The 14,799-nt window shown below is 72.8% G+C and carries 9 protein-coding genes; 6 read left to right on the top strand and 3 right to left on the bottom strand.

Features of this window, described 5'->3' with window-relative positions; translation table 11 throughout:
* Positions 1 to 193: 193 nt before the first annotated feature.
* Positions 194 to 2,155, bottom strand: a complete 1,962-nt coding sequence (malQ, locus tag BUE43_RS08560) for a 4-alpha-glucanotransferase (RefSeq protein ID WP_234995604.1) — start codon at positions 2,153 to 2,155, stop codon at positions 194 to 196.
* A 184-nt stretch (positions 2,156 to 2,339) separates the two neighbouring features.
* On the opposite strand from malQ, the gene glgX reads away from it, so the two are divergent.
* The 6 genes from glgX (at position 2,340) to BUE43_RS08530 (ending at position 13,377) form a co-directional block, all read left to right on the top strand.
* Positions 2,340 to 4,496, top strand: coding sequence for a glycogen debranching protein GlgX (glgX, locus tag BUE43_RS08555; protein ID WP_143174028.1), 2,157 nt, complete (start codon positions 2,340 to 2,342; stop codon positions 4,494 to 4,496).
* Positions 4,497 to 4,501: 5 nt separating this feature from the next.
* Entirely contained in the window at positions 4,502 to 6,829 is a 2,328-nt protein-coding gene (gene treY, locus BUE43_RS08550; RefSeq protein ID WP_073481016.1) for a malto-oligosyltrehalose synthase, read from the top strand.
* A gap of 47 nt (positions 6,830 to 6,876) precedes the next feature.
* On the top strand, positions 6,877 to 8,643 hold the full coding sequence (gene treZ, locus BUE43_RS08545) for a malto-oligosyltrehalose trehalohydrolase (RefSeq protein WP_073481015.1): 1,767 nt from the start codon (positions 6,877 to 6,879) through the stop codon (positions 8,641 to 8,643).
* A 522-nt stretch (positions 8,644 to 9,165) separates the two neighbouring features.
* On the top strand, positions 9,166 to 10,173 hold the full coding sequence (locus BUE43_RS08540) for a glycoside hydrolase family 18 protein (protein WP_073480813.1): 1,008 nt from the start codon (positions 9,166 to 9,168) through the stop codon (positions 10,171 to 10,173).
* Between the two features lie 28 nt (positions 10,174 to 10,201).
* Complete coding sequence (locus BUE43_RS08535; protein ID WP_073480812.1) at positions 10,202 to 11,182, top strand: hypothetical protein; 981 nt, start codon at positions 10,202 to 10,204, stop codon at positions 11,180 to 11,182.
* The gene (locus BUE43_RS08530; RefSeq protein ID WP_073480811.1) at positions 11,179 to 13,377 is read left to right on the top strand and encodes a bifunctional polysaccharide deacetylase/glycosyltransferase family 2 protein; all 2,199 of its coding nucleotides are present in this window, start codon (positions 11,179 to 11,181) and stop codon (positions 13,375 to 13,377) included. The genes BUE43_RS08535 and BUE43_RS08530 overlap by 4 nt, the downstream gene beginning before the upstream one ends.
* Before the next feature lie 89 nt (positions 13,378 to 13,466).
* Here BUE43_RS08530 and BUE43_RS08525 read toward each other — a convergent pair whose 3' ends face one another.
* Together BUE43_RS08525 and BUE43_RS34995 are read right to left on the bottom strand one after the other, a co-directional pair.
* Positions 13,467 to 13,868: an Imm1 family immunity protein gene (locus BUE43_RS08525; RefSeq protein WP_073480810.1), complete on the bottom strand. Its 402-nt coding sequence runs from the start codon at positions 13,866 to 13,868 to the stop codon at positions 13,467 to 13,469.
* Positions 13,856 to 14,371: a DddA-like double-stranded DNA deaminase toxin gene (locus tag BUE43_RS34995; protein WP_268844421.1), complete on the bottom strand. Its 516-nt coding sequence runs from the start codon at positions 14,369 to 14,371 to the stop codon at positions 13,856 to 13,858. The genes BUE43_RS08525 and BUE43_RS34995 overlap by 13 nt, the downstream gene beginning before the upstream one ends.
* Positions 14,372 to 14,799: the final 428 nt, after the last annotated feature.

Below are 14,799 nucleotides of genomic sequence, written 5' to 3'. Positions count from 1 at the left end.
GGTTCCCGGGGTCCCACGTCACCAGGACCCCACCGGGAAAGACCGTCGCACTGCGCCGGTCACGGACTCAATGACCTCCGAGGTCATGGCCGCGATGATCCACGTCTCACACGACGCGGGGGCGCGGAGAACCCTTCCGCACCCCCGCGCCAACGCCTTTCTGTCCACTGCGGACTGTCCACAGGAGTCCGGGCTACTGGCTGTGTTGGCTCAACCACGCGGAGAACAGCGCTCCGGTCCGCCGCATGGCCGGGTGTCGCCGCAGCTCCTCCAACGTCGCCGGCAACGGCAGCCGCCAGTTCGGGTACTGGTGGACGGTGCCGGGCACGTTCGGCTGCCGGGTCTCCCCCAGCACGTCGACGGGTGAGGCGATCAGCAACCGGCACGGGGTGCGGGCGAGCAGGCCGTGCATCGCCGCGACCAGGTCCTCGGTGCGCACCTCGCCGTCGAGCAGCCCCTCCCGGCGCAGCAGCTCGACCAGCTCGGCCCGCTCGAACTCGGCGCGCGTCGCCTCGGCCACCGGGTCGTCGAGCAAGCCCAGCTCGGCCCGGGTCCGGACGTGCTCGCCCCACAGGAAACCGGCGGCGGTGGGCAGGTCGTGCGTGGTGATGCTGGCCGCGGCCAGTTTCGGCCAGCGCTTCGGCGGGAGCAGCGGCCGGTCCGGCTCCTCCTCGTCCCGCTGGAACCACAACACCGCCGTGCTGAGCACCTGTTGTTCCCGCAGGCGGTTCCGCACCGCCGGCTCGACCGTCCCGAGGTCCTCGCCGATCACCACGGCCTGCGCGCGCTCGGCCTCCAGGGCCAGCACGGCGAGCATCGCCTCGGCGTCGTACTGGACGTAGGTGCCCCGGGACGGCGGCTCGCCGGCCGGGATCCACCACATCCGCCACAACCCCATCACGTGGTCGAGCCGGATGCCGCCGGCGTGCAGGAAGGTGGCGCGCAACAGGTCGCGCAGGGGCTGGTAGCCGACCTCGGCCAGCCGGTCGGGCCGCCACGGCAGGAGCTGCCAGTTCTGGCCGTGCTGGCTGAAGGCGTCCGGCGGAGCGCCGATCGTGACGTCGCTGGTCAGGACGTCCTGCCACGCCCACGCGTCCGCGCCCGCCGGGTCCACGCCGACGGCGAGGTCGTGCACGATGCCCAGCGACATCCCGGCGGCCCTGGCGGCGTGCCGGGCGACGGCGAGCTGGACGGCGCACTGCTGCTGCAACCAGGCGTGGAACCGGATGCGGGAGCGCAGCGCCACCCTGGCCGCCGCGACGTCCTCCGCCTCCGGGTGGCGCATGGCCGCCGGCCAGCGCCGCCAGTCCGGGCCGTGGAACTCGGCGAGGGCGCAGAACGTGGCGAAGTCCCACAGCCCGGGGATCGCGTCCGGGTCGCCGGCCCGGCCCTCCTGCTGCCACAGCAGGTCCAGCGCCTTGCTCTTGGCTGACCACACCTCGTCGTAGTCGACCAGGCTCGACTCCGGCGGCCGCAGCTCGTCGATCCCGCGCCGGGTCTCGGCGTCGGCCCGGACGTAGGCGGCGGTGTCGGTCACCCGCAGGTAGAGCGGGTTCGTGAAGCGCCGGCTGGACGGCGAGTACGGGGACGCGGACACCGGGTGCATGGGCGTGACGGCGTGCAGCGGGTTGCAGAGCACGAGGCCCGCGCCCAGCTCGTCGCCGGCCCACTGGGCGAAGTCCCGCAGGTCGCCGAGGTCGCCCATGCCCCACGACCCGGCCGAGCGCAGCGCGTAGAGCTGGAGGCTCCAGCCCCAGGCGTGCGGCGGCGGGGTCAGCCGGGGCGGCGCGACGACCAGCGTGATCTCGTCGCGGTCCAGGGCGATCCGGTGGTAGCCGAGGGGGAGGTCGGGCGGCAGGCCGTCGGGCAGGCCGCGCTCGGTGCCGTCCTCGCACCGCAGCACCGCCGGCCCCGGCAGCTCCCGGCGCTCCCCCACGCGGTGGGAGATCGTCTTCGGCAGAGCGTGCCGCTGGGCGGCGGCGTCGACGGCGCGCAGGGCGTGTCGCACGGCGGCCGGTCCGGCCGCGTCCACGCCGAGCGCCGCCAGAACCGCGACGACGACGTCGTCGTCGACCTCGATCCGCTGATGTTGGTCGTTCTCGTACCAGGTGGCCACGCCGTGCGCCGTGGCGAGCCGGGCGAGCTCGGTGTCCACGGCAGCCGATGGTGCCAGCAGTGGGCGCCTCCCTCGCCGCCACGCGCCCGGATGGCCACCTCGTGCACCGGGATGGGTGACACGGGCGGTGGGTCCCACGCCGGTGCGGCGTTCCGGCTCGTCACCGGGTTGTCGCCGGGTTGTCGCCGGGCTTGGCGGCACCGCGTGTGGTACCGAGTGCGGTGTGATGCAGTGGCCAGGCTCGCCCTGCCCGTTGGGCGCGACCTACGACGGCGCCGGCACGAACTTCGCGTTGTTCTCCGAGGTGGCCGACCGGGTCGAGCTGTGCCTGTTCGACGAGGCCGACCGGGAGACCCGGGTGGAGCTCCGGGAGGTCGACGGGTTCGTGTGGCACGCGTACCTGCCCCGGGTGACGCCGGGGCAGCGCTACGGCTACCGGGTGCACGGCCCGCACGATCCGCCGGCCGGGCTGCGGTGCAATCCCCACAAGCTGCTGCTCGACCCGTACGCGAAGGCGATCACCGGGGACCTGCGGTGGAACGAGGCGCTGTTCGGCTACGTGCTGGGCGGCGGGGAGCGCAACGACGCCGACTCGGCCCCCTACCTGCCCAAGTCCGTGGTGGTCGACCCGTTCTTCGACTGGAGCAGCGACCAGCCGCCGGGCCGGCCGTACAACGAGTCGGTGGTCTACGAGGCCCACGTGCGGGGACTGACGATGCGGCACCCGGACCTGCCGGAGGAGCTGCGCGGGACCTACGCCGGGCTGGGCCACCCGGCGGTGATCGAGTACCTCACCCGGCTCGGCGTGACGGCCGTCGAGCTGATGCCGGTGCACCACTTCGTCGACGACCACCACCTGGTCCGACGTGGACGGACGAACTACTGGGGCTACAACACCATCGGCTACTTCGCCCCGCACGAGCGCTATGCGGCCAACCGGGGGCAGGGCCGGCAGGTGCAGGAGTTCAAGTGGATGGTGCGGTCCCTGCACCAGGCCGACATCGAGGTGATCCTCGACGTGGTCTACAACCACACGGCCGAGGGCAACCACCTCGGGCCGACGTTGTCGTTGCGGGGCATCGACAACGCGGCGTACTACCGGTTGGTGGAGAACGCCCCGCTCTACTACCGGGACTACACCGGGACCGGCAACTCGCTCAACGTCCGGCACCCGCACACGCTGCAACTGATCATGGACTCGTTGCGGTACTGGGTGACCGAGATGCGCGTCGACGGGTTCCGCTTCGACCTGGCCGCGACGCTGGCCAGGGAGTTCTACGACGTGGACCGGCTCAGCGCGTTCTTCGACATCGTGCAGCAGGACCCGGTGATCAGCAGGGTGAAGCTGATCGCGGAGCCGTGGGACGTCGGCCCCGGCGGCTACCAGGTCGGCAACTTCCCTCCACTGTGGACGGAGTGGAACGGCAAGTACCGGGACACGGTGCGCGACTTCTGGCGCGGCGAGCCGGCGACGATGGCGGAGTTCGCCTCCCGCATCACCGGCTCGTCCGACCTCTACCAGGACGACGGGCGCCGCCCGTACGCGTCGGTCAACTTCGTCACGGCGCACGACGGGTTCACCCTGACCGACCTGGTGTCCTACAACGAGAAGCACAACGAGGACAACGGGGAGGACAACCGCGACGGGCACGGTGACAACCGGTCATGGAACTGCGGGGCCGAGGGACCGACCGACGACGCGGCCGTCCTGGAGCTGCGCGCCCGCCAGCGCCGCAACCTCCTGGCGACGCTGTTCCTGTCGCAGGGCGTTCCCATGCTGCTGCACGGCGACGAGGTCGGCCGGACGCAGCACGGCAACAACAACGCGTACTGCCAGGACAACGAACTGTCCTGGTTGGACTGGTCGTTGGCGGAGAAGAACGCCGACCTGCTGGAGTTCACCCGGGCGCTGGCCGAGCTGCGGCGCGCCCACCCGGTGTTCCGGCGGCGTCGGTTCTTCCGGGGCCGCCCGCTGCGGCGCGGGGACGAGTTGCGGGACATCGCGTGGTTCACGCCGAGCGGCGAGGAGATGACCGAGCGGGACTGGGAGTGCGGGTTCGGCCGCTCGATCTCGGTCTTCCTCAACGGCGACGGCATCCCGGACCTGGACCGGCTGGGCCGGCGGGTCACCGACGACTCGTTCCTGCTGTGCTTCAACGCCCACGACGGGGCGATCGACTTCACGATGCCGGACGTGGAGTACGGCAACGAGTGGACCGTCGTGCTGGACACGGCGTCGGGCGAGGTCCTGGGGTGCGGCTGCGGGAAGGTCACCGGCGTGGTCGCCGGCGACACCCCGACCCGGGCGCGGCAGGCTCCGGCCCTCGGTGTCCTGACGGTCGGTCCGCGCACCCTGGTCGTGCTGGAACGGACAGGGTGAAGCCGGTGTCCGGAGCACACCGCACCGCGCCGCCGTCCTCGACCTACCGGCTCCAGCTCGGCCCGTCGGCCACCTTCTCCGACGCGGCCGGCCTGGTCGACTACCTGTCCGCGCTCGGCGTCGGGGCGCTCTACTCCTCGCCCGTCCTCCAGGCCGCGCCGGGCTCGACACACGGCTACGACGTCGTCGACCCGACGCGCGCTTCCGCCGAGCTGGGTGGCGAGGAGGGTCTGCGCGAGCTGGCGGTCCGGCTGCGGGAGCGCGGCGTCGGCCTGGTGGTGGATCTGGTGCCGAACCACATGGGTGTGGCCGAGGCGTCGGCCAATCCCTGGTGGTGGGACGTGTTGCGGCACGGCCCGGACTCGCCGTACGCGCGGTTCTTCGACATCGACTGGGATCGCGGGCCTCTGTTGCTGCCGGTGCTGCCGGACGAGGGTGACGACGGCGCGAAGGCGCTGGCCGAGCTGGTGGTCGAGGAGGACTGCCTCGTCTCCGCCGGCCGGCGTTTCCCGCTCGCCCCGGCCAGCGGCGAGGGCGATCCGCAGGCGGTGCACGAACGTCAGCACTACCGGCTGGTGTCCTGGCGTCGAGGCAACACCGAGCTGAACTACCGGCGGTTCTTCGACATCGCCGAGCTGGCGGCCGTGCGGGTGGAGGACCCCGAGGTGTTCGCCGCCACCCACCGGGCGGTGCTGCGGTGGGTGACCGAGGGATGGATCACCGGCCTCCGCGTCGACCACCCCGACGGCCTCGCCGACCCGGGTGGTTACCTGCGGCAGCTACGGGAGGCCGCGCCCGGGGTGTGGTTGGTGGTGGAGAAGATTCTCGGCGCTGACGAGTCTCTCCCCGCGTCCTGGCCGGTCGACGGGAGCACCGGGTACGACGCGCTGCGGGAGACGTGCGGGGTTTTCCTCGATCCCGCCGGGGAGTCGGCCCTCACAGAGTTGTCCACAGTGGAGTGTGGATCGTGGGACCCGCGCGGGGTGGCGCGCGAGTGCCGCCGCATGGTGGGGGAACGCCTCCTGCGGGCCGAGGTGCGCCGGATCGCGGCGCTGGTCCCCGCTCCGGACCAGAACCGCCTTGAGCAGGCCGTGATCGAGCTGCTGGCGTCGTTCCCCGTCTACCGCTCCTATCTCCCGGAGGGGCGGGACGCCTTCGACGAGGCGGTGGCGACCGCGCGGTCCGCACGACCGGACCTGTCCGCCGAGATCGACGCCGTGGCCGGCCGGGTCCTCGCGCGGCCCGACGGGGAACTGGCGACCCGACTGCAACAGACCTCGGGCATGGTGATGGCCAAGGGCGTGGAGGACACCGCGTTCTACCGCTGTCCCCGGCTGCTCGCGCTGAACGAGGTGGGCGGTGATCCCGCGCGGTTCGGCGTCAGCGTCGAGGAGTTCCACCGACGCGCGGCGACGCGGGCCGCGGGCTGGCCGGCCACGATGACCGCCCTGTCCACACACGACACGAAGCGGTCGGAGGACGTGCGGGCGCGGCTGGCGGTGCTGTCCGAGGTGGCCGACGAGTTCGGCGCGGCGGTCCGCAAGTGGTCGGCCCGGTGCGCGCTGCCGGAGCCGACGCTGAACCTGCTCGCGTGGCAGACCCTGGTGGGGGCGTGGCCGATCGAGATCGGGCGGTTGCGGGCCTACCTGGCGAAGGCGGCCAGGGAGGCGAAACTGCGGACGGGCTGGACCGATCCGGACCCCGACTTCGACGCGGCGGTCGCCGCGTGGCCGCAGGCGGTCCACGCCGACGAGGACCTGCTGGCCGAGGTCGCGGCCTTCGCCGGCCGGATCAGGGAGCCGGGCTGGTCCAACGCGCTGGGCCAGAAGCTCGCGCAGTTGGTTGGACCGGGCGTGCCGGACGTCTACCAGGGCACCGAGCTGTGGGACCTCTCGCTGGTGGACCCGGACAACCGCCGGCCGGTGGACTTCGGGCTTCGCCGGATTCTGTTGCGCCGCCTGGACTCCGGGTGGCTGCCGCCCGTGGACGGCTCCGGCGCGGTCAAGCTGCACGTCACCGCGACCGCGCTCCGGCTGCGGCGGAACCGCGCCGAGTGCTTCCAGGGATACCGTCCACTGTGGTCAGAGGGTCTGGCGTCCAACCACTGCCTCGCGTTCGCGCGGGGGCGTCACGCCGAGCTGGTCGTGGTGGCCACCCGGTTGCCCGTGGGGCTGGCGAGGGCGGGCGGATGGCGGGACACCGTTTTGCCCCTGCCCGGTGGCGGCCGGTGGACCAACCTGCTCACCCGCCGGCCGGTCACGGATTCCTTTGCCCCGATGGCGGACCTGCTCGCTCAGTACCCGGTGGCGTTGTTGCTCAGGGAGGAAACGTGACCCAGGTCGACGCGGACACACCGACGCTGGGCAGCGTTTCCGTGCCGCTGGGGGAAATCACGGTCTGGGCTCCCCATCGCGACCGCGTGGCGCTGTGGCTCGACGGTGACACGCACGAGATGCGCCGTGACGAACGGGGCTGGTGGCGGTCTTCCCGCGACATCCCGCCCGGCCACGACTACGGCTTCCTGCTCGACGATGCGACGAGCCCGCTGCCCGACCCCCGGTCGTTGTGGCAGCCCGAGGGAGTCCACGCGCCGTCGCGTCGCTACGACCACAGCGTTTTCCCGTGGACCGACCAGAAGTGGACCGGCAGGGCACTGGCCGGCGGCGTGGTCTACGAACTGCACGTCGGCACCTTCACCGAGCGGGGCACGTTCGACGCCGCGGTCGACCGCCTGGACCACCTCGTGTCCCTGGGCGTCGACTTCGTCGAGGTCATGCCGGTCAACGCTTTCGACGGACCGCACGGCTGGGGCTACGACGGCGTGCTCTGGTACGCGACGCACGAACCCTACGGCGGACCGGACGGGTTCAAGCGCTTCGTGGACGCCTGCCACGCGCGCGGCCTCGCCGTGCTGCTGGACGTGGTCCACAACCACCTCGGCCCCTCCGGCGCGTGCCTGGGCGAGTTCGGGCCGTACTTCACGGGGAACACGCCGTGGGGGCCGGCGCTGAACCTGGACGGCCCCGGTTCCGACGAGGTGCGGCGGTACGTCATCGACAACGCCCTGGGCTGGTTGCGGGACTTCCACGTGGACGGTCTGCGGCTGGACGCGGTGCACGCGATGGTGGACCGCCGGGCCACTCCCCTGCTGGCGGAGCTGGCGGCGGAGGTCGACGCGCTGGCCACGCACCTGCGCCGGCCGCTGACCCTGGTCGCCGAGTCCGACCTCAACGACCCGGCGCTGGTCACGGCCGGGGAGGCCGGCGGCCACGGGCTGCACGCGCAGTGGAACGACGACGTCCACCACTGCCTGCACACCGTGCTCACCGGCGAGCGGCAGGGCTACTACGCCGATTTCGGCTCGTTGTCCGCGCTGGCGCGAACACTGCGCGAGGTTTTCTTCCACGCCGGAACGTGGTCGTCGTTCCGGGGTCGCACGCACGGACGCCCCGTCGACACCCGGAGGTTGCCTGGCCACCGGTTCCTGGCCTTTCTCCAGAACCACGACCAAGTGGGCAACCGGGCCACCGGAGACCGGCTCTCCGCCACCCTGTCGCCCGGCCTCCTGGCTTGTGGAGCCGCGATTCTGCTGTGCTCCCCGTACACCCCGCTGCTGTTCATGGGTGAGGAATGGGGCGCGAGCACCCCGTGGCAGTTCTTCGCCTCCTTCCCCGATCCGGAGCTCGCCGACGCGGTGAGGCGGGGGCGGCGTGCGGAGTTCGCCGAGCATGGTTGGGGCGTGGCCGAGGTTCCCGACCCGATCTCACCATCCACTGTGGAGCGGTCCCGAGTGGACTGGTCGGAGCCCGAGCGCGGCTGGCACCGCGAGTTGTTGTCCTGGTACCGGGCGCTGATCGCGCTGCGGCGGAGCCGGCCGGCGTTGTCCGATCCGTGGCTGGACCGCCTCGGCGTGGTGGTCGACGAGGACGCGCGGTGGCTGGTGCTGCACCGGACGGACGGCCGGGGCGACGAGGTCCACCTCGCGTGCAACCTCGGCCCGACCGCCGCGCGGGTTCCGGTGGCCGACGTGGCGCTTGAGGTCCTGCTCACCAACGGCGTCACGCGGCCCGGCGCGGCCGACGACGGACAGCGGGGCCGGGTCGATCTCGGCCCGGAGACCTGCGCCGTCCTCGCCCCGGTGCGGTAGTCGTACCCGCCCTGTAGCCCGTTCCACGCCGTATCACTCGACGAGGACCTAACCCACGCTTTCGAGGGAAGGTCCGGCGTCCGTCCTCCCGGGCTTCGACAACCGAAAGTCAAGGCTCCGCCCGAAATACCGGGCAGACCCTCGCGACAATCACTCGACCGGGGTGGGAATCCGCCGGTGGAGTTGGCCCCGGACCGCGTCCCGACCTACGGTGGCTTCGCAGCGGAACACGCACAGCCGGCACTGCCCGGCCCGCGCCTGGGACGCCACCCAGTGCCCGCACCGCGCAGTGCGCCCACCTCGCGGCGCCGCGACCCGGGGCTCGTCGTCAGCCCGATCCGGCAGGTCGCCGCCGAGCACCGCGTCAGGTGGTCACCGCAGGTCGTCCCGCCTCGCCGACGGACGACCGCATCCCGGACGACGGACGACAGCCGCGACCAACGCACCGACGACCCGCGAGGACCCGCACGGACGACCGCGCTTCAGGACCACGGTCCCGACCGAGCACGGGGGGACGCGTCGATGGAATGCCGCCCCAGCCGAGCGCGCCGCGAGCGCCGAACGCGGCACGGTCGGGGCGGCCTGTCCCGCGCGGCGGCCGTCCTGCTGCTCGGCGGCGTCGCGACGGGCTGTGCCAGGAGCGGCGACCCCGCCCCCGAGCAGCGACCCCGGCCTCGGTTCGCCCCGTACGTGGAGATCACCCCGGCCCGACCCGACCTGCTGGAGGTCGCGGACGCCACCGGTCAGCGCGAGTTCACGTTGGCCTTCGTGCGGTCCGACGACCAGCGGTGCTCGGCGACCTGGGACGGCGGGCTGGCGTTGCGCGATCCCGGCCTGCTCCGGGAGGTCGGCGCGCTGGTGGACCGGGGCGGCGCGCTGACCGTGGCGTCCGGCGGCGCGAACGGGCCGTACCTGGAGAACCACTGCGGCACCCCGGAGGAGCTGGCCGCCGCCTACCGGCAGGCGCTCGACGCGGTGGGCGGGAACCGGCTGGACCTGGACATCGAGCTGGACGTGCCGGTGGAGCGCGTCAACCGCGCGCTCGACCTCCTGCGCGCCGAGCGGGCCACGGCGATCACCTACACCCTGCCGGTCACCAGGGACGGGCTCGAACCCCGGGCGCTGTCGTTGCTGGACGACGCGGCCCGGCGCGGTCTGGACGTCTCGGTCAACGCCATGGTCATGAACGTCGCGCGCGACGGCTCGCAGGTCGACGCGATGCTGGCGGCCGCGCGCGCCACCGTCGAGCAGTTGCGGCGGATCTGGCCGGACCAGCCGCCGGAGCGGGTGCACCGGAGGTTGGGCCTGACCGCGATGATCGGCCGCAACGACGACGGCACGGTGACCACGGTGGACGACGCGCGGGAGCTGCGCGCCTTCGCCGACCGGCAGGGCGTCGGCCACCTCGCTTTCTGGTCCGTGGCCAGGGACAACGGGCGCTGTCCCGGCCGGGTCGTCGCCGCGTCCGACTGCAGCGGCGTCGAGCAGTCCCCCTACGAGTTCACCAGGGCCTTCGCCCGCGCCGGCTGAGGCACGGGCGTCCGGAGGTGCTGAGGACATGGCGAAGAAGATCATCCGAGGGTCGGGCGGGCCCGTGTTCGTGGACGACAGCGGACGGCGGCGCCGGCACCTGTCCCGGGCGACCTCGCTCGCCTCGGGGCTGTGCCTGTCGTTCCTGACGGCGGTCGGGGTCAGCCTGGTGGGCACCCTGTCCGGTCCTCCGGTCGCGCTCCCGAGGGGAGCCGGAGCCGGGGTGGAGCTGGGGCCGTTCGCTCCCGAGGACGTGGACCAGGCGGACGAGACCGGCGCTTCTGCCGTTGAGGAGGAGAGAGCCGAGCCCGAGCCGGTGGCCGAGGGGCTGTCCCGCCCCGAGGAGCTGCCCCGGGCCGTCGCTCGCCCGGTGGCCGAGCCGGCGGCTCCCGCGCTCACGCTCTCGCCCTCATCCGCGCCCGCTCCCGCTCTCGCGGCACGCGTGGGGCCGTTGCCGGCGCAGGTCGAGGCGCTCCGCGCGACGGCGGCCCCGGAGCTGGCGTCGACGCCCGCCGTCGCGCCGCCGGCCCCAGCGGCCGCGAGCGAGCCGGCCCCACCCCGCGCGCCCGAGCCGGCACGGCCGGTGCTGGTCGTGCCCGCCCCACCTCCGGCACAGATGATCTTGCCCCAGCTCGGCGCGGCGCAGCGGCCCAGCACGGCACAGCCCGCTCGCCCCTCGGCTGTGCCGCCCCAGTCGCCCCCGGCGCGTCCTGCGGCGGGCACCCAGACGGGCAACCAGGTGGCCCCGCCGATCGCGGCCGGCACACCGTTCGTGCCGCGCCTTCCGTTGCCACCGCGCCTGCCGGTGCCGCAGGTGCCACCGGCCGCGCCCTCCCGACCCGCCCCGGCCAGCACAGCGCCGCCGTCCGCCGCTCCGCCGTCGCGGCCGGGGTCGACCAGCACCCAGCCGGCGAATCCACCGTCGGCCCGTCCGCGGCCGACGCGCCCCACGTGGGCGGTCCCGTTCCTGCCGTCTGATCTTCCATTGCCGCACGGGTTCCCGCGATGAGCCGGCGGCGCCGGCCGGACAAGGCGGCCCCGCCGCGACCGATCCCCCGGCGGCTCGTGGTGCCGCGCCGGCCCGGCTGGTTCGTCGCCGCGATCGGGCTGCTGTTCCTGGCCTGCCTGCTCGTCGGCAACGGCCTGGTGCACTCCGAGGTCGGCGTGGACGCCCACCGCCAACCCCTCGGCGGTCACGACCAGGTGCCGCGGTCGGTGCTGGAGGGCGGCCCGATCATCGACGGCCGGCGCGACCCGGTCCGCTCGTTCACACCCCCGCCGCGCACCGTGGCGCTGACCTTCGACGACGGCCCCGACCCGGAGTGGACGCCGCGCGTCCTGGCCGTCCTGCGCAGGCACGGCGTGCCGGGCACGTTCATGATGGTGGGCGCGCTGGCCACCCGGCACCCCGGGCTCGTCCGCGAGGTCAGGGACAGCGGCTCGGAGCTGGGCGTGCACACCTTCACCCACCCCGACCTGCGCACCAGCTCCGACGCCCGGCTGCGCGAGGAGCTGTCCACCAGCCAGCTCGCCCTGGCCGGCGCCGCCGGGGTCACCACCTACCTGATGCGCCCGCCGTACGCGTCCGGCCCCAGCTCGCTGGACGACCTGGGCATGCGCACCGTGCGCGCGGCCGGAGCGTTGGGTTTCGTCACGGTGCTCAGCGACGTCGACAGCCGGGACTGGGCGACGCAGGACGCGGACGCCATCGTGCGGCACGCGACGCCGCCCCGGGACCAGGGCGCGGTGGTGCTGATGCACGACGCCGGCGGCGACCGGGCGCAGACCGTGGTCGCCCTGGACCGCCTGATCCCCGACCTGAAGGCCAGGGGCTACCGGTTCACCACGGTTTCCGACGCGTTGGGCCTGCCCTCGGCCAACCCGCCGGCGCGGCCCTCGGATCGGATCCGGGGGCTGGTGGTCGTCGCCGCGGTGGGCGTGGCCACCTCGCTGGTGCGGGTGCTGGCCTGGCTGCTGCTGGCGACCGGGGCGCTCGTGATCATCCGACTGCTGCTGATGATCGTGCTCGCGCACCGGCACCACCGACGGCGCCGGCTCCCGGGCTGGCGCTGGGGGCCGCCGGTGACCCGGCCCGTCTCGGTCGTCGTGCCCGCCTACAACGAGCGGGAGAACATCGCCGAGGTGGTCCGGTCGCTGGTCGGCGGCGACCACCCGGCGCAGGTGGTCGTGGTGGACGACGGGTCCACCGACGGCACCGGCGAGATCGTCGAGGGCCTCGGGCTACCCGGGGTCACCGTGGTGCGGCAGCCCAACCAGGGCAAGCCTGCCGCGCTCAACACCGGCATCGCGCACGCCCGGCACGACATCGTCGTGCTGGTGGACGGGGACACGATCGTCGAGCGCAGCACCCTCCGCCTGTTGGCGCAGCCCTTCGCCGACCCGACGGTCGGAGCGGTCTCGGGCAACGCGAAGGTCGCCAACCAGCGGGGGTTGATCGGCCGGTGGCAGTGCATCGAGTACGTGATGGGCTTCAACATCGACCGGCGGGTCTACGACGTGCTGGGCTGCATGCCGACCGTTCCCGGCGCGGTCGGGGCCTTCCGGCGGGAGGCGCTGGAGCAGGTGGGCGGGGTCAGCGCCGACACCCTCGCCGAGGACACGGACCTCACCATCGCGGTCGGCCGCCGGGGGTGGCGCGTCGTCTACGAGGACGGCGCCCGCGCCTGGACCGAGGCGCCCACGACCTGGAGCCAGCTCTGGCGGCAGCGGTACCGCTGGAGCTACGGCACGATGCAGTCGATCTGGAAGCACCGTCGGGCGGTGCTGGAGGCCGGCCCCTCCGGTCGCTTCGGCCGGATCGGCCTGCCCCACCTGGCCGTGTTCCAGGTCCTGCTGCCGCTGCTCGCCCCGCTCGTCGACGTCTTCCTGGTGTACGGGCTGCTCTTCCTCCGCCCGTGGCAGACCGTCCTCGGCTGGTCCGGGGTGCTGCTCGTCCAGACCGTCGGCGGGGTGTTCGCGTTCCGGCTCGACCGGGAGCGCCTGCGCCTGCTGTGGCTGCTCCCGCTGCAACAGATCGTCTACCGGCAGCTCATGTACGCGGTGCTCCTCCAGTCCATCACCACGGCGCTGGCCGGCGTGCGGATGCGCTGGCAGAAGCTCGACCGGCAGGGAGTCCTGGCCACGGCCGAACTCCCGGACGCGGCTCCACGCTCGCCCCGGACCGGGAAGACCGACACGTCCTGACCCCCGAACAACCCCCTGTGGCCGCACCGGGGCCGAACATCACGTCTGCATTCCGGGTGCTCATTTTGCTCTGATCAGGTGGGCAAGCTTCACTTCACTGGCTGCCACTCGACACACGTCGGACGTGAGCCAGTGCGCAGGAATTCATGTGCCGCCCGACGCCCTTCGGCGATCGGGGCCTCCGCACTGGCCGGGACTTCGCGGACGTTTCCCATGTAGTCGTACTCAACGCTGCCGGCGGCTCCACTGTCGCAGGTCATCACCGAACCGTCCGGATCGGCGTAGGCGAAGAACCCGCGGCCCGCAGTGGCGCGGATACCCGCCTGCGCAATCGCCCACCCGTCCGACCCCCGGTAGAACAGCTCTGCCATGGGCGGTACCGGCGCGTCAGCATCCCTGACCATCCGGTCGAGAAGACTGTCGAGGTCATCGGAAGTACGGATGAGCACGGCTCCCTCGTCGGCGTCGTACCACGCTTCTAGCGCCACCACGGCTCAGCTCCTCCCCTGAAGGTCCTGCGGTAGTTGTTGGGGCCGTAGACGGTCAGCGCGTATCCCTCAGGCAACACGACCGGCAACAGGGTGTCGCAGCCTAGCGGCCCTTGGCACGGCGTATTGTTCGTGACGACAATCGCGTGGCGTATTCCGCTGTCCCGCATCAACACGGCTAGTTTCAGTTCGACATCGGCAGCTGTGCTGGCCGGCAACATCGGACATCCCGCCTCCCGCAGCACGTTGTTGACCCGTGGCGTCAGCACGTCGTCGTGGCCGCTCACGATCGCATGCGCCGTGCCATCCGGTCCGACCCACCGGCCGTGCATCTTCTGCCCGCTCCGGCGCTGTACCGGCGGTGGCAACTCGCCACGCAGCTGTTCAACCTGGTCCGTATCCGACGCCGCAGAAGTGGAGGCAGGCCCGGGGCTAGGCGCGGCCCGGTCGGCGGGCCGAGCACCAGGGGTAGGGGCTGGGCCGGTCGTGACTCCAAGACCAACCACGAACTGGCGTAATCGGACCTTCGCGTCACCTAGGACGCGCCCCACGTCGTCCGCTCCGGCACGGGCATGCGCCAGGTACGCGACGGTACTGTCGGCGTCCGGGTCGTTCGACCCGGCCAGACTGTCCGCCGCGCACCGGTGTGCTTCATCAAGAGACGTACCCGCGTGGGCGAGGTCCCGCCGCGCTTGGTCGACTTGGTCGAGCACGGCGCGCACACGCGCGATCACCTCAGCCAGTTGTGACACGCTCCGCCCACCCCGGCCCGGGCCGCTGGCGGGTCACAGCGCCCGTTCTCCAGGGCGATGGCCCGGCTGAGTTGTTCCCGCCGCGCCACTGTAGCGGTTTGACTACTCTGCGTCAGCATGCATCGTCGGCGTCAGACTTCGACCGGCAGGGTGTCCTGGCCACGGCCGAGCTCCCGGACGCG

This window comes from Streptoalloteichus hindustanus (assembly GCF_900129375.1).
Classification (GTDB): Bacteria; Actinomycetota; Actinomycetes; order Mycobacteriales; family Pseudonocardiaceae; genus Streptoalloteichus; species Streptoalloteichus hindustanus.
Note: the sequence above shows the minus strand (reverse complement) of the source record. Positions and strands in the feature narration are given on the sequence as shown.

Bases quoted from the DNA above. Each gene is read 5' to 3' on its own strand.
- BUE43_RS08540 (WP_073480813.1), top strand. From the start codon at position 9,166: ATGGAATGCCGCCCCAGCCGAGCGCGCCGCGAGCGCCGAACGCGGCAC.
- BUE43_RS08535 (WP_073480812.1), top strand. From the start codon at position 10,202: ATGGCGAAGAAGATCATCCGAGGGTCGGGCGGGCCCGTGTTCGTGGAC.
- BUE43_RS08530 (WP_073480811.1), top strand. From the start codon at position 11,179: ATGAGCCGGCGGCGCCGGCCGGACAAGGCGGCCCCGCCGCGACCGATC.